18 protein-coding genes are annotated in these 17,092 nt (G+C 41.0%); 7 read left to right on the top strand and 11 right to left on the bottom strand.

The window, feature by feature from the left end; genetic code table 11:
- Positions 1–476: 476 nt before the first annotated feature.
- Entirely contained in the window at positions 477–986 is a 510-nt protein-coding gene (locus BLS49_RS08350) for a hypothetical protein (RefSeq protein ID WP_091228322.1), read from the bottom strand.
- Positions 987–1,128: 142 nt separating this feature from the next.
- Between BLS49_RS08350 and BLS49_RS08345 the strand changes: the two genes are divergently transcribed.
- Positions 1,129–1,755, top strand: a complete 627-nt coding sequence (locus BLS49_RS08345) for an SGNH/GDSL hydrolase family protein (protein ID WP_091228321.1) — start codon at positions 1,129–1,131, stop codon at positions 1,753–1,755.
- Positions 1,756–1,791: 36 nt separating this feature from the next.
- Positions 1,792–2,790: a Gfo/Idh/MocA family protein gene (locus BLS49_RS08340; RefSeq protein ID WP_091228318.1), complete on the top strand. Its 999-nt coding sequence runs from the start codon at positions 1,792–1,794 to the stop codon at positions 2,788–2,790.
- Positions 2,791–2,847: 57 nt separating this feature from the next.
- Here the strand turns inward: BLS49_RS08340 and BLS49_RS08335 are convergent, their stop codons facing one another.
- A complete protein-coding gene (locus tag BLS49_RS08335; protein WP_091228317.1) occupies positions 2,848–3,063 on the bottom strand; it encodes a hypothetical protein in 216 nt (71 codons plus the stop codon).
- 179 nt (positions 3,064–3,242) lie between these two features.
- On the opposite strand from BLS49_RS08335, the gene BLS49_RS08330 reads away from it, so the two are divergent.
- Positions 3,243–3,584 (top strand): hypothetical protein, encoded by a 342-nt coding sequence (locus BLS49_RS08330; protein WP_091228315.1) that lies wholly within the window; start codon positions 3,243–3,245, stop codon positions 3,582–3,584.
- On the top strand, positions 3,536–3,754 hold the full coding sequence (locus tag BLS49_RS08325; RefSeq protein WP_091228313.1) for a hypothetical protein: 219 nt from the start codon (positions 3,536–3,538) through the stop codon (positions 3,752–3,754). The genes BLS49_RS08330 and BLS49_RS08325 overlap by 49 nt, the downstream gene beginning before the upstream one ends.
- 57 nt (positions 3,755–3,811) lie before the next feature.
- Here BLS49_RS08325 and BLS49_RS08320 read toward each other — a convergent pair whose 3' ends face one another.
- The 7 genes from BLS49_RS08320 to BLS49_RS08290 all read right to left on the bottom strand — a co-directional run bounded on the left by BLS49_RS08320 (position 3,812) and on the right by BLS49_RS08290 (position 10,074).
- On the bottom strand, positions 3,812–4,711 hold the full coding sequence (locus tag BLS49_RS08320) for a sensor histidine kinase (RefSeq protein WP_091228311.1): 900 nt from the start codon (positions 4,709–4,711) through the stop codon (positions 3,812–3,814).
- A gap of 12 nt (positions 4,712–4,723) precedes the next feature.
- Complete coding sequence (locus BLS49_RS08315; RefSeq protein ID WP_091228309.1) at positions 4,724–5,521, bottom strand: ABC-2 transporter permease; 798 nt, start codon at positions 5,519–5,521, stop codon at positions 4,724–4,726.
- Positions 5,514–6,437, bottom strand: coding sequence for an ABC transporter ATP-binding protein (locus BLS49_RS08310; protein ID WP_091228307.1), 924 nt, complete (start codon positions 6,435–6,437; stop codon positions 5,514–5,516). The genes BLS49_RS08315 and BLS49_RS08310 overlap by 8 nt, the downstream gene beginning before the upstream one ends.
- 91 nt (positions 6,438–6,528) lie before the next feature.
- Complete coding sequence (locus tag BLS49_RS08305; RefSeq protein WP_091228305.1) at positions 6,529–7,209, bottom strand: response regulator transcription factor; 681 nt, start codon at positions 7,207–7,209, stop codon at positions 6,529–6,531.
- A gap of 322 nt (positions 7,210–7,531) precedes the next feature.
- Positions 7,532–8,368, bottom strand: a complete 837-nt coding sequence (locus tag BLS49_RS08300) for a MerR family transcriptional regulator (RefSeq protein WP_091228303.1) — start codon at positions 8,366–8,368, stop codon at positions 7,532–7,534.
- Between the two features lie 21 nt (positions 8,369–8,389).
- On the bottom strand, positions 8,390–9,133 hold the full coding sequence (locus tag BLS49_RS08295; RefSeq protein WP_091228301.1) for an ABC transporter permease: 744 nt from the start codon (positions 9,131–9,133) through the stop codon (positions 8,390–8,392).
- Positions 9,130–10,074 carry an ABC transporter ATP-binding protein gene (locus tag BLS49_RS08290; RefSeq protein WP_091228299.1) on the bottom strand — a complete coding sequence of 315 codons (945 nt, stop codon included), beginning with the start codon at positions 10,072–10,074 and terminating at the stop codon, positions 9,130–9,132. Before BLS49_RS08290 ends, BLS49_RS08295 begins: the two co-directional genes overlap by 4 nt.
- A 196-nt stretch (positions 10,075–10,270) precedes the next feature.
- Between BLS49_RS08290 and BLS49_RS08285 the strand changes: the two genes are divergently transcribed.
- A complete protein-coding gene (locus BLS49_RS08285) occupies positions 10,271–10,972 on the top strand; it encodes a suppressor of fused domain protein (protein ID WP_091228297.1) in 702 nt (233 codons plus the stop codon).
- A gap of 69 nt (positions 10,973–11,041) precedes the next feature.
- Here BLS49_RS08285 and BLS49_RS08280 read toward each other — a convergent pair whose 3' ends face one another.
- Positions 11,042–12,853: an Ig-like domain-containing protein gene (locus BLS49_RS08280; protein ID WP_091228296.1), complete on the bottom strand. Its 1,812-nt coding sequence runs from the start codon at positions 12,851–12,853 to the stop codon at positions 11,042–11,044.
- Positions 12,854–13,492: 639 nt separating this feature from the next.
- Here BLS49_RS08280 and abc-f point away from each other — a divergent pair.
- Both abc-f and BLS49_RS08270 read left to right on the top strand, forming a co-directional pair.
- A complete protein-coding gene (gene abc-f, locus BLS49_RS08275; RefSeq protein WP_091228295.1) occupies positions 13,493–15,145 on the top strand; it encodes a ribosomal protection-like ABC-F family protein in 1,653 nt (550 codons plus the stop codon).
- A 196-nt stretch (positions 15,146–15,341) separates the two neighbouring features.
- Complete coding sequence (locus BLS49_RS08270) at positions 15,342–15,764, top strand: DUF1801 domain-containing protein (RefSeq protein WP_091228292.1); 423 nt, start codon at positions 15,342–15,344, stop codon at positions 15,762–15,764.
- 254 nt (positions 15,765–16,018) lie between these two features.
- Here the strand turns inward: BLS49_RS08270 and BLS49_RS08265 are convergent, their stop codons facing one another.
- On the bottom strand, positions 16,019–17,032 hold the full coding sequence (locus BLS49_RS08265; RefSeq protein WP_175471350.1) for an extracellular solute-binding protein: 1,014 nt from the start codon (positions 17,030–17,032) through the stop codon (positions 16,019–16,021).
- Positions 17,033–17,092 lie beyond the last annotated feature (60 nt).

The following is a 17,092-nucleotide window of genomic DNA, read 5'->3' as shown; positions in this document are numbered from 1 at the left end:
TCACTTTTCATTATAGCGGTAAACCTTGTTTTTCAGGAATGAACACGAATAAAAAGGGCAGTCCGCAGTCATACATGACAAGGAACAGCCCTAATCTCAATTTGTTATTTTATGGGTATGTTTCAAAAGATAACGGTTGCAAAAATGAGTTGTTAATTTTGTACTGTAGACAATATGAAGACGATATAGAACACTGCGTAGAAAATGCCCAGCGCAATGAACAAACCGAAAATATTACTTTTGTATTTGCTGCTTCCAGGTTCCCACATCAGAATCAGCTCCTTTGGCTGTTGATGATTTTTTGATAATTGTGAACATTTTGTGTCTTTTGTGTCTATATCAATTATTGAACATTTTGTGTCTAAATGCAATTATTTTTTTAAAAAATTAAATAAAATTTTAAATGTCAGGTTAGACAAAACGAAAAACGCAGCCCTGACATACAGGACTGCGTAAAGTACAAAGTATCATCTAATTTATTTTTGCGGGTTGAAACCTTCTTCAGCCAAATATTCACCAGCCTCTTCGCGAGTTTCAAACACCATCTCAATGCTGATCCCGGAGTAAATATACCAGAGGTCATCTTCATATTTAAGCGTTAATTGCTCACCGTTGGCGTTTACCCAAACGCCTCCTTGTGTTTGAATGTTTAGACTTGGCTGTGGCGACTCGGAAGAAGCATCCCTTGAGTTACGCTCCATATTTTCATTAACGGATAGGGAAGAAATAGATTTTTCAACAAGGTCGCGTAGTTTTTCCTCATCGTAATCTCGAATGTTAACGAATCCTTTTGGGTCAACTTCATAACCTTCCAGCAATCCTGCGTAGACGTATCCATTTCCGTTCGGATGAAGGCGATAGACCACTGTTTTTTTGTCATAAACACTTTGTTCATAATGGTAATTTACTCGCCCGAGTGATACATCTCTGCGCTCCAGTTGAGGAAAGGAATCAAATATAGAAAGCTTTTGTTCAAATGTAAGCATCATTAGCCTCCGCTTTAGGTTTCGTATGTTCATATGTCACAGAAATTATACCATAGAGAAAATCCTGATGATATTTAGGATGACATGATATTCAAGTATAATTATATAGTCAGGTTAATCTAATAGGGAGGCGGAAGATAGAATGTTGCTTAATGACAATGATGTGGTTCTTTTTCAAGGTGATAGTATAACAGATTGGGGACGCAACCGTGAGGATGGCGCTTCGCTAGGGGTAGGTTATTCTTTGATGGTTGCCTCGCGAGTGGGGCATTTGTATCCTGAAAAAAATATTACTTTCTTGAATCGAGGAATCGGTGGCAATAGGACAATTGATTTACTGGAACGCTGGGATAAAGATTGTCTGGAGTTAAAACCAAATGTGCTGTCCATTATGATTGGAATTAATGACACTTGGCGCAGATTCGATAATAACGAGAACACGCCAGTAGAACAATATGAGGCTAGATATCGCGATTTGCTTCAGCGTGCAACTGATAAATTAGACGTAAAATTGATCATGATGGAGCCATTTGTCCTGCCAGTTCCAGAAGATCGTAAATTATGGCGTGCTGATTTGGACCCGAAAATTCATGTAGTTCGTGAGCTTGCACGAGAATTCGGAGCTGTGCTTGTTCCGCTGGATGGTCTGTTCGCGGAGGCGTCTACTAAAGCTGATCCTGCATTTTGGACTCCGGACGGTGTTCATCCTTCTCCAGCAGGTCATGGGCTGATTGCAGAAGCATGGTTAAAGGCTGTAGGAGCCATTTAATCTCGATTTCAATAAATTTAAGGATGAGGGGCAGAGATGATTGTGACTGATCGAAAAATAAAATGGGGAATTATCGGGACAGGTACGATCGCAGAGAAGTTTGCCAAGGATTTGCCTTATGTGAGCAATGGTGAAGGGGTGGCCGTAGGATCACGCAATTCTCAAAGCGCTGCACAATTTGCCGCAAAATATAACCTCCCACGGTCTTATGGCAGCTATGATGCACTGTTAGCTGACCCAGACGTAGAAGCGGTCTATGTGGCAACCCCGCATCCTTTTCATAAAGACAATGTTGCATCGGCTTTACGTGCTGGAAAAGCGGTGCTGTGTGAAAAACCTTTTACCGTTAATAGTGCCGAGCTTGAAGAATTGATTGCTCTTGCCAGGAAGAATAACGTGTTCCTGATGGAAGCGATGTGGACACGATTTTTACCGCCTATTATTAAAGTAAGAGAGTGGTTGGAATCGGGGCGAATTGGACAAGTGAAGTTAATTAAAGCGGAATTTGGATTCCGCAGCGACTGGAACCCGCAAGGAAGACTGTTTAATCCGGAGCTTGGAGGAGGTGCCTTGCTGGATATAGGAATCTACCCTGTATCGTTTGCGTCCATGCTGTTTGGTGCGGAGCCTGCTCATATAATGAGCACTGTTCAGATCGGGGAGACCGGAGTGGACGAACATTTCTCGCTTTTGCTGGATTATGGCGAAGGAAGAACAGCGTCACTGCATGGTGCGGTTCGACTTGAACTGAGCAATGGTGTGCATATCCATGGTACGAAGGGTGTTATTCATGTTCCTTCTTTCATAAACAGTACAAAGGCTACTCTGCAAGTATATGGCGAGGGTGAAGAGATTTTCCGTGATGATCGCAAGGCGGAAGGGTACGCTTATGAAGCAGAAGAGGTAGGAAGATGTCTTATTGAAGGGCTTAAAGAGAGTCCGGTAATGAAACTTAAGGAGTCGCTTGATATTATGAGACTGTTGGATCAGACTAGGACGCAATGGGGGCTACGTTATCCTTTTGAGAAGTTCTAAAGCAAGAGATAACGTCATATAATTTATCCAAGGGTGCGACTCCTCTGACATAACTGATTATTTGGCTTGATGCTGTTTGGCATGGTTTGTAGATTTGATTTCTGTATTAGATTCATCAAGTCGCTGAATCTCCTGGGCCAAGTTTTGCAATGAATCTTCCATCTTGCTAAGCTTTTCGTCGACATTTTGCAGGACGTACTTAATTAATATAAAACAAAGTGTGACGGGAAAGCCTACATTGGCAACCATCGATACAATATCTGTGACCTGCATGTGCGTGACCACCTTTCTTTGAAAGTTCCTTTCACTATATAGAGAAAAAAAACTCTACATATGACAACCATTTTTTAGAAAAAATGTTATTATAGGTTTAATAACAGTGGAAATGGTTGTATGACTACCTTGATTTTTTCCCTATACATAGAAGATGAATATGGAAGGGGGAGGTAGTTATGAAGGAACAGCAAACTGCATATGAGCAATATCGTAGAGAAGTATACCGAATCGCTTGGAGGGTTCAGTACAAAGCCAAGGTTGTCAAAAGACGGGAATGTTCATTCAATGGAATCGAGCCAGCCACAACCAGCTTCGCTTCATCTTCTGACAACAAGATTGTCATTAGACAAATGATCAATGCACTTCCTTCCAGTACAGGACGAACTATAATTTATAAAATTTATATGCAGGACAAGACGGAGCGTGAAGTAGCCCTTGAGCTAAATATGAGTCAACAAGGGGTGAACAAATGGAAGCGGAAAATGATCCAAGAGTTATCCCGGATGATGAGTTCCTAAAACTACTGCAGCAGGCCAGACAGAATGATGCGGAATCTACATTAAAGCTCATAGAGCTTTTTAAAGGCGATATTATGAGAGTTAGCAAATTCATTCATACGTCGGAAGAAGATGCTGTTTCCGATATCATTCTGGAGTTCCTCGAAATGATTAAGGAGAGGAAAGAGTGAACAAGTATCACAAAAGACCGACTTGGAAGTAGATCTTCTACTTGCGAGACGGTCTTTTTACGTGGGAAGCTCAACTTGAATCTCTATGCATCCGTTCTGCAGTGCTGCGCTGGTGCTGCCGCCCAGTTGCTCGGTCAGCAGCCTGACAATAGATAAGCCTAGACCTGTAGTCGCGCCTCTTGATTGATCTGCGGTATAGAAACGATCAAAAATCCGGTTGATATCTATTTCAGCTGGACTTGTTACGGGATTTCTGAATGAAACGACTGCATTGTTATTTTGTATAGTAAATACTCGTACCTCAAGGTCTCCAGCGGCATGGGTTGCACTATTCCGAATCAGGTTTTGGATGATTCTTACTAGCATTTCTTTATCGGCAAGAACAAATACAGAATCATCTTCCTCAACACGTACCTGTAAATTTTTCCTTTCAAATTCGGTAATAGATTCCGCGAGGCATTCCGTGACGAGGTTCGTCAAGTTGATACGCTCCAGCTTAGGCTTTGGTTCGGCGTTGACAAGATAGGAGTACTCGAAGAAATGTTCAATCAGGGCTCCTAGCTTATTGGCATGCTTTTGGGCAATTTGCAGCTTTTTTCGCTGCTCGTCGGGTAGCTCGTTGGTTTCCATAAGCTGCTGATATCCCTTGATTGCTGTAAGCGGTGTTCGCAGATCATGCGAGATGTTCGCGATCATTTCTTTAAACTGTTTTTCCTCCCGAATGCTATCAAGACGGAGGTTTTCCTCCGCCTTTAGGCATTTGTTGATATTTGCTGTTAATCGGGTTAGCTCACGGTTGATGAGTTCCAGACTGATCGGTTGTCGTGTATTTCTGGTCAGACGCTTATCAAGCTGCCGGTTGATACTGCGCAGCTGCAGCTGGAGATAGGCGATGTATAGAACGAGAACTATAACAACTACGACTAAAAAACCAACGGCAATGACCAACGTCCTCACCAACCCTTCGATTTACTTCATTTCCGATTTTCTGAATAGAGCGAATGTGACAGCAAGAATCAGAATAATAAATGCTAGACTTACAGCTATTGCCTTGATGAAATCTCCCGCGACCGCATCCAATGTCAAAAAGGTGTAATTCCCTCCGTATGGTGTGCAGGAAAATATACGGTCGAACATTGGGGAGCTATTAGCGATTCCCATCAACTGCGCAGTGAGAATTGAGAACCCATAATATATAGCAACCACAAGAACAGGCTTCTTTAAAACAAAGGCAAGTGGTACACAGATACTAAGCTGGGCCACATATACGATGATCAGGGTCATCATGATCGCTAGCAACTTCCAGATCTCTGATGCAGAAAAGACTGTACCGGCCTCAGAAGTTAATAAATGCAGAAATCCTACAGCGACGGAGCCCATATTAAACTTGGAACCGGAGCCAAGAGCAATCCCTGTAATGATAGCGTAAGGAAGCAGAATGAAGGCTACGGCACAACCGAATACAATGGCCTTACTAACGATGACAGTACCCCTGCTATGCCCGGTTGTAATAGCATCATGGATAGTTTTTGTATCGAAATCGCCACAAATAAATATACCTGCGATCACAGCACCAAGAATGCTGATCATGTTTACATCAGAGAACATGAATCCGATTCCGGTCATGCTGGCCTCGATCTTGCCCTGTGGTATCCAATACGCCATCATCACCATAAGCAAGGCACTTGCGGTGGTGATTCCGACTAGGATTTTAAATGCCATTGATTTGCGAAGCTTGAATAGATCAGCCCTGATCAGATTAACCATTCAGACCACCTCCTATAACCGAAATGAAGTAGTCCTCTAGCGTATCTCCCTGGATAGAAAAATTCGAAACAGCAATCCCATTTTCATAAAGGGTTTTAGCCACGAATTCCTGTTCACCCAAATAATCGTATAGCTTAACCGTTTTGTCTGGCATAACCTTATAATTAATCGTATCTAGCTGCACTTCCAACACGCTCACCAGCTTTTCCGGCTGATCACAGTTAATGAGGAAATGGTGCTTACAGCTTTCTTCAAGCTCTGCAAGAGTAATGGATTGCATGAGCTTGCCTTGGTGGATGATTAAGTAGTCGGTCGCAACCTGATAAAGCTCCGGCAGGTTGTGGCTTGAGATGAGGATGGTCATATGCCGCTCCTCGCACAGCTTGATCAATAGATTTCTTATTTCTACAACACCCAATGGGTCTAGTCCATTGATCGGCTCATCCAAAATCAGCAGCTCTGGATCACCGAGCAAGGCGATGGCAATACCTAAACGCTGCTTCATGCCAAGCGAGAAGTTTTTAGCCTTCTTTTTCCCTGTGTCGCTTAAGCCTACCAATGTTAGCAGCTCATTTTCGATAGTTTCGCTCGGAATACCTCTTAAAATCCGGTGCAATGTGAGGTTATCTTTTGCTGACAAATTAGGGGTTATGCTAGGGTACTCGATCATGCAGCCCAGTCTTTTTCTTTCAGCCTGCAGGTCCTTTTCTCCACTTTGGCCAAAAAGCTCAATGCTGCCAGCGGTAGGAAAAGCAAGTCCGGCCACCATCCGCATTAAAGTAGATTTTCCCGCACCATTTTGTCCGATTAATCCGTAGATTTTGCCCGGCTCCAAAGCAATCGATAGATCACGAAGTGCATATGCACCGTTGTAGCTTTTTGTCAGGCTGTTCGTTTTTAAAACATATTGTTTCATTTCGCTCACCTGTCCTCTCTGGCTTTAGTGTAGGATCTAAAGGTTTAGAAAAGGTTAAGGGCAGCCAAAAGAGTGTAAGGAAACCGATAATTCAATCTTTATGCAGGCGATAGCCAAGTCCCCATACCGTTTCGATATATTCCTTAGTCGGGTTTGCTTTCTTTAGCTTGTTGCGCAGATTGCTGATATGAGTCTTAACTGCATTGTCATCACCAAGATATTCATCCTGCCAGACAGATTCGTAGAGATTGGCTTTTGTAAAAACCTTGCCGACGTTCTTTAGCAGCATCTCCAATATCATATATTCCTTTGCTGTCAGGTCAATTTCAGCATCGTTTATTGTAACGCGCTTTGAAGTGTCATCGATCGTTAAATCTTTATATTGTAAAACGCGATTCACCTGTACATGCTTATGAGAACGCCGCAGATTAGATTCAACACGGGCCACAACCTCGCCCAAATCGAAGGGTTTAGTAATGTAGTCATCTGCTCCCAATCTCAAAAGGTCAATCTTCGTGCCTACCATGTCCTTTGCGGAAATGATGATGACAGGAACGTTGGAAAAAGTCCGCACTTCCTTAAGTATTTCATCACCGCTTTTGTAGGGAAGCATGATGTCGAGCAGAACCAGATCATATGTATTGTTCTTGATGTCATGGAGTCCATCCACACCGGAATAAGCCGATTTCACGTGATAGCCTGCATCGGTTAATGCTTGTCCCAGCATGAGATTAACATCCTCGTGATCTTCAATAATTAGAATAGTATCCATAATAAGCCACCTGAATTGTTTTCTTTTATTATATTACAAAAAAATAGATGATCTATACTCAGGATTGGACTGAGCAAGGATCACCTGCAACAGCTATTTGTGACCACTCGTCAGCAAATTCCTGCAAAAGCGCAGGCTTTAGCCCATGAAGATCACTTCTTTTCGTAAAAACCTGCGAAAGTGCAGCTTTTTCAATCGGAACAGGCGTATTTCTGAATTTTGTTCCAAAAAGGATGCAGTTTTACATGAATTTTAGTCAGGGATCTTAGTATCTGTATAAAGGATGCACTTTTGCAGGAATTTTCTCCGTTCTCCTTGGCCACTAATAATTTTTATCCTGGATTTTCTTCTTTATAGGAAAGCAAATCTCAGTTAATAAATTAGCAGATTCATCAGCCTCTTCAGGCGAAATATGATATATATTGAATTGGGAACCGCACAACTCGTAATCATTATCTAATATCCAGTGAGCGACTGTTTCATTCACTTCGCTAAGCTTGTTATAATTTCCTTCATAGATGCATGAAGCTACGGTCTGCTCCTGTTCAAGTTTAATATTGGTTGCTTGCAAATGGTCATAATCCCCCGAAATGGATTTTTGGACTTCTATATCAATATGTTGATTTTGAACATCTTCTTCATAAAAAATCGTCGTACTGAAATACGGATAGCTTAATCGTATATTCTGTTCGTGCACCATCGTTGAGAGCTGTATCCACAAAAGAGTCTCATCCTGATATCGATTGATTTGTGCACGTAGATAAATCACTTGACGCTGAGGGATTTTCTTTTTGGTCACTGTATATTTTGAGGATTCTTTCTGAGAATTCAAGTGTCTAATCATGGATCTAATTAATAGTATTTTCTCTTGTTTTTCGATCATTTCCTCTTGGAGTTGTAATTCCTGTAAACTCAAAAACTTCATCAAATGGGTATTTGCATCATATTCATACAACATTTTTTTGATTAATTGCAGACTAAACCCCATATTTTTCAGCATGTTTATTTTGTTAGCTATTGCTAATTGATTTTCATAATAATATCGATAACCAGTACTTTCATCTATGAAGCCTGGAGGAAGCAAGTCAATGTCAGCATAGTGCCTAAGCATTTTGATACTCAATTGTGATAGTGTGGAGAAATCACTAATTCTCAGCATTGTAACCCTCCCGATTATTCTCTAATTTCTGGTTTTTAACAAATGTAATGCGAGTATAAATGCCAAAGCACCCAAAATCAGAAACAACAGAAATGTTCCTAGAATCGAACTCCAGTCAATACGATTTTGTAAAATAAGATCTCTTATGCAGTTTATAACATGTGTAAAAGGATTTAGCGATACTGGGATTTTGTAACCAACTGGAATGTACTCATACGACATTAAGGAGGTGCTGACAAAAAATATAGGAAGCGTTAAGGTGTTAACAATTGCCAAAAAGGAATTTTCTGTCTTGAAAATAATACTAAGTGCATAGGATAAGCTTGCTACAAAAAAAACGTTGAGGAAGATTAAACCAATGATAAGCAGAAATCCGAGAATGCCTGTCGCAATTTTGACTGATAGGATAAATGAAACTATAAATAGTATGATAACTTCTACAAAAGTTAAAATAGCGGCATCAAAAATATGGCCCAAGACAATTGAGCTTCTTTTTACAGGAGAAATAAATATTCTGTAGAAGATGCCATCTGATTTCCAAGAGTAATTTGAGATACCACTCATGCCTGATGAAGTAAGTGTTACGAGAATTAGAATCCCGGGAAGCGTATAAGCTGTGTAGTTATCCCCAATAAACGTTTCCGATTGAAAGATTGTAGTAAAGAGTAATAGCCAAATTAGTGGCTGTATGAGTGTCATAATTATGGTCTCCATGTTTTTAAATCTCCATTTCACATTTCTGGAGACAATGCTGAAGATTCTCATTCCACTTCCTCCTCGTTAGTAAATTTCATGAAAATATCGGATAATGATGGTTTCTGGATTTCTACCGCACAAAAATCAATATAATTTTCATTTAAAATTGTATTTGTTCTAGCAAAATCCCGAGTACGATCTTCAACAGTAATATATAATGAGTTTTCCTCGATTCTGATGTTTTTGATATAGCTATGGGTATTTAAATGCTCCAGTAAAGTTGCAGGATTCTCATCGGAGGTAAGCTCCACCCTAATGACAGGTTCATTGAAGTATTGTCTAAGCTCTGTCAAGCTGCCTTGAATTAGAGGTTGTCCTTCCTTCATAATACAAATCGTGTTGCTTAATAACTGAGCTTCTTCTAAATAATGAGTTGTCAAAAATATTGTCGTGTTAAATTTCTCCTGAATCGTTCTAATCATTTGCCATAAAATCTGCCTTGATTCTATATCCATCCCAACAGTTGGCTCATCTAAAAATAACACCTTGGGGTGGGATATTAGACTCATCGCAATATCGAGCCGCCTTGTTACACCTCCCGAATATTCCGACACTTTGTAATCACAATATTTTGCTAGATGGAAGGTTTGAATCAACTCCTCACTACGAGCATAGATCGTGGAAGAATCAAGACCGAATAGTCTGCCTTGAAACTCAAGATTCTCTTTAAGGGACATGTGCTTGTCTATGGAAGTATGTTGAGCAACACAGGATATACAGTTTCGGATGCGCTGACTTTCATTCCTCAGATCATATCCCATAATTGTGATTTCGCCGGAAGTAGGTAATATATAAGTCGTTAGAATGTTAATCAAAGTTGATTTTCCTGCCCCATTTGGACCAAGTAAAGAAAATATTTCCCCTTGTGGGACAGTTAAGTTGAAATTGCTTATAGCCTTTTTTCCATTTTTAAACGTTTTATTCAATTTGTTAATCCTTATTGCCTCCAATTCATTCACTCCCTCGTTTAGTATGCAAGGCGAGCATAAACTATCCTATTATAGGAAAGTCAAGGGGAGGAAGGGAATGGCAATCCGAATACATATCTGTTTTTTGGGATCAGCTGTTTTTTTACAATCCGTCATGATAAAATCTCTTAAGGGTTGGTAGGTATTTATATAGTAGTGATAAGGAGAATGAATACTTATGAATTTTATAAAAAATATATTTAAGTCTTCAAGGGATAAAAGAAGGATTGCAAAGTACGAAGCAAGACAATCCTTTTGGGAGAAGATTGGCCGGGTAGAGGATGACGTGTTAGCTCCAATTATTAATCCGGCTTTTCAGGGCTACCCAATGTGGCCGGATTTAAGACAGGCCTATAAGGTTATTAGAACAACAAACACAATTATTATTGCAACGGATGGATTGTCAGATGATTTTGAAGATGAGGAAACGGGAAATGGCCATGGAATAGAGCTCTATGTTGAATCGAACGCCGAAGAGTTAATCAACATGCCAATGGAGCAGCTAAATAAAACTTGGTTGTTTCAATTGTTATTTCAAGCGGCTTGCAATGCTGCGCAAAGTGGAGCTTATTATAATGCGGTAAATACATATGGAGTAGTATCCAGCGAGTTTTGGGACATAGACATAGATGATCGTTACATGACAGAAAATGAAAGTGTAGGGGTCCTGATTGGGATTGAGCATGAGAATAGATCTTCGGCGATGATTTTTGAGAATGACAAGATCATTATGGCTAGCGTTACTGCGATAAAGCCGGAAGAGCTAAATGAAATTGTGGCTAATGGGAGAGCATGTCGAGATCAACTTGCGAAGCTGCTTCAGGATCAGAAAAGATTCAATGTAATTGACTTGAACAGAGAAGCTTTAAAATTAGTATGATGCGGGGGAGAATGAAGGGGATAAAAAAGAGGGCGCAGGCCCTCTTTTTTATTTATAAAATTAAAAGGATTACTTGCCTGCAGGCGGCGCATACGGACGAACGACCCAGACGTTGGCTGTGTAAGAAATTCCATGATAGGTAGCTGTTATATAAGTGATTCCTTGAGCAACGCCAGTGATGTTCCCCTCTTCGTCAATCGTTGCGATTTCAGGATTAGCACTACTAAAGTCGGTATCCCATGTAACTATAGATGTGCTTCCAAGTTCATCAGTATAGAAAGCAGCTATGTCCAGCTCTGTTCCGATGGAGAGAGAGTATTCATCAGAATCTAAAAAGAAGTGTCCAAGAGGCTCTCCAACTGTTGTTATTTCAATTGAAGCTGTGGTCGACAGTCCACTGTAGGTTGCCGTCACGATAGTGCTGCCAGGATGAACCCCTGTAATTTGTCCAAATGAATTCACAGTAGCGATGCTCGGATCAAGAGATGCATAGATTGCAGAATAAGTCACGTCTGTTACGGAAGAATCGGAATATACTGCATTAACAACACTACCGACCGATTGACCGACGGATAGCTTGAGCTGATGGGGAGAAAATTGTATTCTCGTTAATTCTGGATCAGTAGGCCCACCAGGAGTGCCAGCTATTTTGACCAATTGCAGATGAGAATCTCCTCTTTTCACTGTACCTATGACCAGGTATCCACCATCAGGGGTTGCAATACCTTTTCCTACACTTTTCAAGTCAGAGTCTCCGAAAGCATAAGTTTTATTTAATTCACCATCTTCATTTACAATGACGATTTGATATTTCGTTGTAATGGCAGGGTAATTTCCAGTAGTGTTGCGTCCAAGCAAGGCGTAACCGCCATCTACAGATTGAATTTGAGTAAAAAGGTCATTTCCCGCTGCGGGGTCGAAGTTTTTTTCCCAAAGCACATCCCCGGTTTCATTTATTTTTTGAATATAGCTGGTTGAATTTACGCTTTGAAACAATTGACCGGTAATGATGTAACCTCCATCACGGGCGGGGTGAATCGCAAAGGCTGAAGGTCTTTGAGCACCATCATTTCTTTTGATTTTTTCCCATACTGTTTCACCATTTTCACTAAATTTAACGGTAATTGCAGCATTAACAGAAGGATCAAAAAAATTATCAATGGCTCCGACAGCGATGATTCCACCATCAGGGGAAGCGGCGATATCATTAAAATACTGATTGTCATCCAGCCACAAGGTTCTGTACCAGATTTCTTCGCCATCAGGGTTGATCTTCAGAAGATAGGCTGGAGCATATCCTGGAGATGAAGCGCCATACCCGGTAATCACAAAATCGCCACTTGCTGTTTCAATTATTTTTTGCCCATAAAGATGGTAGTAGGAGGAAGAATATTGAGGATACGCCTTATCCCATAGTATAGTTCCGCTTGCATCAAGCTTTGTCACGTAAATAATGTTCGTCGGTTTGCCAACATAATCTGTTGTATAGCCGGTAATGATAATACTTCCATTCGATGATTCTATTACGTCATAAGCGTAGGTGTCATCGTATCTATAAACAGAGTTGTTAGTGACATCGCGTTCCCATTGAGTAACTCCGTTACTATCCACTTTAATTGCATACACTTTGTTATTCGTAATACCGTTCTTATGATCCAGCGTGTAGTAAGTTTTTTGAATGTTGCCTACTGCAACGTATCCGCCATCAGATGTGGGGGTAACGGATTGACCAACTGAAGCAGTTCCTCCGAATAATCGAGACCATTTGATATCCGGCTGCTCATGCTCAGAATCGGCGGCATAACCTGTACTGGCCAAGCTGGACCATAGTAACAAAAATGATAAAGCTAGTGTAGTAAACGTGTACATTCTTTTGAACACTCACAGATCTCCTCTCGCACTGGAAATATTTTAAAATAATATGTGACTGTTTCTATTATTGGAGAGGATGATATAAATTGAATATCCCGCTATATTCTTATATTTATAGGACGTAATGAGTGACTCTGTTGAGGGGAACGAAAATAAAAATAGTGTTGAAATGTCGAGAGGATTTTTCTCGAATATTAATTGTTCTTGGAGGAAGTTGTTAGCATATGAGAGATATTAGGCTATTTCGTCTAACGAAAGATGGGGTTAAAGAACCAAATGGATACACGGTTACTGGTTACTACAGAAAAATCACCTCAAAACTAGATGGAACGTAATCTGAAGGACCTACTTGCGATTCGTTTTGCTGCGTCCGAATAAGGTATCAGGCTTAGCGATTATCTGCTATAATAATTACAAATTGTTTGAAGGGATGATGGGTGAACGATGAAAAACTAATCATATTTTTGTAGAAATAGCATTTTTGCTGTTTAACCAAAATAGGATTAGTCTGCCCATTTTTTCATATAAGTGTCTGCGAAATATTTGCAGATTTTATTGTGATTTGAAAAAATATTGTGACGACTAGTCCTTCCGAAGTCATCGGGGGGATTTTTTGTTTCCTCCCGCGTAATAAAGGGGGACGACTTAATGACAATACAAGCGATATTAAATGAAGCCACTTATCGGGTTGGGAATACAGAGGTATTTCAGCAGATTAGCGCCAAGCTGAAAAAAGGGGGCAGAATCGGGCTGATTGGCCGTAACGGCTCAGGAAAGTCGACGCTGCTGCAAATTTTAGCGGGTGAACTTGAATTATGTTCGGGAAGTCTAAGATGGGAAGAACCCAATTTGAAAATAAAATATGTCCGACAAGAGGAAGAGGACTTCGGCAGCCATGTTTCACATCATCTGGAGGAAAAGCTGCTGATGAAATGGCAGGTTTCCAAAGACGTGCTGTTCTCGGAGCTAAGCGGTGGGGAAAAATTGAAGAGACGATTAGCCGAGGCATTTGCGGTTCAGGCTAACATACTTCTGCTGGATGAGCCGACCAATCATCTGGATGAGGCAGGTATGGAAGTGCTGTTGCACCAGATGGAACAATTTAAAGGAACGATCATTACGGTGTCCCATGATCGAGCCTTTCTTGATCGATTCGCTCAAATTATTTGGTCACTGGAGCAGGGAGGCTTGGTAGTTCATAACGGTAACTATACGAGCTATAGAAATAAACGTGAGAAGGATAGAGAGGATCAAAGACATCATTACGCTATGCAGCAGCAAAAGATAAGCCAAATTCAGGAACAAATATCGGAGCTGCAGTCTTGGTCCGAGAAGGCCCATAGGGAATCGACAAAAAAGGAAGGCTTCAAGGAGTATTACCGTGTAAAGGCAAAAAGGACGGATCAACAAATTAAGTCCAAACGAAAGCGGCTTGAAAAGGAATTAGCCGAAAATAAAATCGAGCGTGTGATCGAAGATGCTGAGGTTAAATTTTCACTTGAGGCTAACAAGAAGGTCGGAAAGAGGTTTCTGGAAGTAAAGGATTTATCGAAGAAATTTAATGAACGAGTATTGTTTGAGAAGGCTAATTTTACAATAAAGCATGGTGAAAAAATAGCAATCCGTGGAGGAAATGGTGCAGGTAAAACAACATTGCTCCAAATGATTGCTGGCCATGAAAGCTATGATGGAACCTTGTGGGTGTCTCCCTCTGCAAATATTGGCTACCTTACACAGAGTGTGTTTGATCTTCCTTTACACGCAAAGCCTGAATCTTTATTTTACACAACTACCTTTGAAGAACGCGCCTGGGTACAAAATACGATGAAGCACCTTGGATTCACCTCCAGGCAGTGGCAGCAGCCAATCGAAAATATGAGCATGGGTGAACGCGTTAAATTAAAGCTTATGGCGTTTATTCTTGAGGATAAAGATGTACTGATCTTAGATGAACCGACGAATCATCTGGATTTGCCTTCACGCGAGCAGCTTGAAAACACGCTTTCCAGCTTTACCGGAACGCTTATTGTAGTCTCACATGACAATTACTTTGTGGATCGAGTGACGGATCAAAGCCTATGGATAGAAGAAGGTAGAATTCGGCGGGATCCAGGTCAAAAGGAAAGTACTTCTGTTGACTATGAACAGCAGCTTCTGAAGCTGGAAACGGAGCGTCAATACGTCCTGGGCAAGCTGAGCATGCTGACGGTTAAAGACATGGAATATGCCAAATTAGATCAAATGTTTATTGATTTATCGAAGGAGATTAGTGTATTGCGGCAAAATAGCTTGAAAAAATAACAGCAAATGAATTAGCTTGACGGCTCCCTAATCTGATTTGATTGGAAAACAAACCCGCAGATGCTATCTTGTTTTTAAAGTGTTGCTGCGGGTTTTTGTAAGTGGAACAGGCTTGAAGTGACTCCTATGGTAAAATTGATTTAAAACTCACCTTGAAGTCATGATTATGATTACAGTTAAAAGGAGAATGCTGCTCATGTACGAACAAAAAACTAAGGAAACCGACAACAGCGTAATCGAGTTCATTGAGAACGTAGATAACACTAAGAAGCGTGAGGATGCCTATAAGCTGTTAGACATATTTACTGAAACAACGGGATATGAGGCGAAGATGTGGGGACCAAGCATTATTGGGTTCGGTTCATATCATTACAAATATGCGACTGGACATGAAGGTGACGCACCACTCGTCGGTTTTTCACCTCGAAAAGCGAAGATTAGCTTATATTTTGCGACTGGTGATACTGAGAGGGAAGCCCTGTTAAATGATCTCGGTAAGCATACATCGGGAAAAGCGTGTGTGTATATCAATAAAGTAGCGGATATTAATGTGGACATCCTGAAAGCATTAATTGTTCAGTCAGTCCATTTCTTGAGAGAGACATATCCGAACTCATAAGTGATGAAACCCGCCTATCATGAATTGATAAAGCCAGCCTGTTGCAGCAACAGGAAGATCGCTGATGCTACTGCTTCACGTATAGCCGAGACCAACGGATTAAATGCAGCAAGCTCATCGCTCTGGATAGAATGACTTATATAGCGATATATATAACAAAGGACGAGTCAGTGAGGGTCTGAACGATAGCTTGTCCTCGCCGCTTTACACCCAACTAGCCCAATGTATTGGATTCGACTAAACGAAGTAAATACTCAATTATTAATCTCACGCCAGCGACTTAGTAGTTCATCATGATTAGAGGCGGCAAGATCAAAACGGTATGTCGAGAGCTGGTTCTCCATCTCCACAGATTCCAATAATGAATTGGCTTTGATGCCTGGAATAACAGGCCGTGAGAAAGCGGAATTCATATATGTTGTTTGGGCATCTTTGGAAAGCAAGAAATCTAAAAGTTTCTTGGCAGCATCTTTATTTGTGCTGCTCTTTAAAATTGATATTCCTCCAACCTCCCAACCTGCTTGGGGAGGGATGGAGGAGTGAATGCTGTAGCCTGAATTGGTGAAACGCAGCTGATCGCCAAGAAAGCTTACGACTGCGGCAACTTCACCCAGAGCAAGTCGTTGGGCAGAGGAAATGCCAGAAAAGGTCGTCGTAGAGCTCTGATTCTTTAATGCATACATAAGCTGGATCGCTTCATCTTCGCCACGTTCCTGTGCTAAAGAAGCAAGCAGGGTATACCCGGTGCCGGAGGTTTCAGGATCAGGAATTTCAATTTTGCCTTTTAATTGTGGCTGCAGTAGATCCTCGTAGCTCTCTGGCATAGGTAAAGATAAAAGTGAAGGGTCGTTTTTCCATACCTGTTCGTTGACTCCAATAGCCAGACTGCCCATGTACATTCCTGTCCAGTAACCGCTGCTGTCCTTGTAGGCATCTGATATTTTATCACTCATACGTGGGGAATAGCGCAACAATTTGCCTTTGCTCTTTAATTGCTCATGCAAATCGGCGGGTCCACCAAGCACTACATCAATTCCTGAAGGGTTCATTTCCAGCAGATGATAGATTGCCTCTCCGCTTGACATACGAATAATTTCATAAGGCTGACCCGTCTCCTTTTTGAATTTCTCAAGTAGTATACGGCCTTCATCCTCCTGAAAAATAACATACACCTTAAGCGGTTTATTGATCGGTTCCCTAGGATAAATTGTGATCAGCAGCAGTGCCACAGCAACAATAGGTAGAATCAAGAACCACCTTTTTTGCAATCTCATTGCCCCCTCTATATAAACAAAACAATGATAACAATACTGATACTTACAAAATAA

The sequence above is a fragment of the Fontibacillus panacisegetis genome (assembly GCF_900102215.1).
Taxonomy (GTDB): Bacteria; Bacillota; Bacilli; order Paenibacillales; family Paenibacillaceae; genus Fontibacillus; species Fontibacillus panacisegetis.
This window is presented reverse-complemented; position numbering and strand designations above follow the sequence as displayed.

Excerpts from the sequence above, each read along its gene's own strand:
- BLS49_RS08350 (WP_091228322.1), bottom strand. The coding sequence starts at position 986 with ATGCTTACATTTGAACAAAAGCTTTCTATATTTGATTCCTTTCCTCAA.
- BLS49_RS08345 (WP_091228321.1), top strand. The coding sequence starts at position 1,129 with ATGTTGCTTAATGACAATGATGTGGTTCTTTTTCAAGGTGATAGTATA.
- BLS49_RS08340 (WP_091228318.1), top strand. The coding sequence starts at position 1,792 with ATGATTGTGACTGATCGAAAAATAAAATGGGGAATTATCGGGACAGGT.
- BLS49_RS08335 (WP_091228317.1), bottom strand. The coding sequence starts at position 3,063 with ATGCAGGTCACAGATATTGTATCGATGGTTGCCAATGTAGGCTTTCCC.
- BLS49_RS08330 (WP_091228315.1), top strand. The coding sequence starts at position 3,243 with ATGAAGGAACAGCAAACTGCATATGAGCAATATCGTAGAGAAGTATAC.
- BLS49_RS08325 (WP_091228313.1), top strand. The coding sequence starts at position 3,536 with ATGGAAGCGGAAAATGATCCAAGAGTTATCCCGGATGATGAGTTCCTA.
- BLS49_RS08315 (WP_091228309.1), bottom strand. The coding sequence starts at position 5,521 with ATGGTTAATCTGATCAGGGCTGATCTATTCAAGCTTCGCAAATCAATG.
- BLS49_RS08310 (WP_091228307.1), bottom strand. The coding sequence starts at position 6,437 with ATGAAACAATATGTTTTAAAAACGAACAGCCTGACAAAAAGCTACAAC.
- BLS49_RS08305 (WP_091228305.1), bottom strand. The coding sequence starts at position 7,209 with ATGGATACTATTCTAATTATTGAAGATCACGAGGATGTTAATCTCATG.
- BLS49_RS08300 (WP_091228303.1), bottom strand. The coding sequence starts at position 8,368 with ATGCTGAGAATTAGTGATTTCTCCACACTATCACAATTGAGTATCAAA.
- BLS49_RS08295 (WP_091228301.1), bottom strand. The coding sequence starts at position 9,133 with ATGAGAATCTTCAGCATTGTCTCCAGAAATGTGAAATGGAGATTTAAA.
- BLS49_RS08285 (WP_091228297.1), top strand. The coding sequence starts at position 10,271 with ATGAATTTTATAAAAAATATATTTAAGTCTTCAAGGGATAAAAGAAGG.
- abc-f (WP_091228295.1), top strand. The coding sequence starts at position 13,493 with ATGACAATACAAGCGATATTAAATGAAGCCACTTATCGGGTTGGGAAT.
- BLS49_RS08270 (WP_091228292.1), top strand. The coding sequence starts at position 15,342 with ATGTACGAACAAAAAACTAAGGAAACCGACAACAGCGTAATCGAGTTC.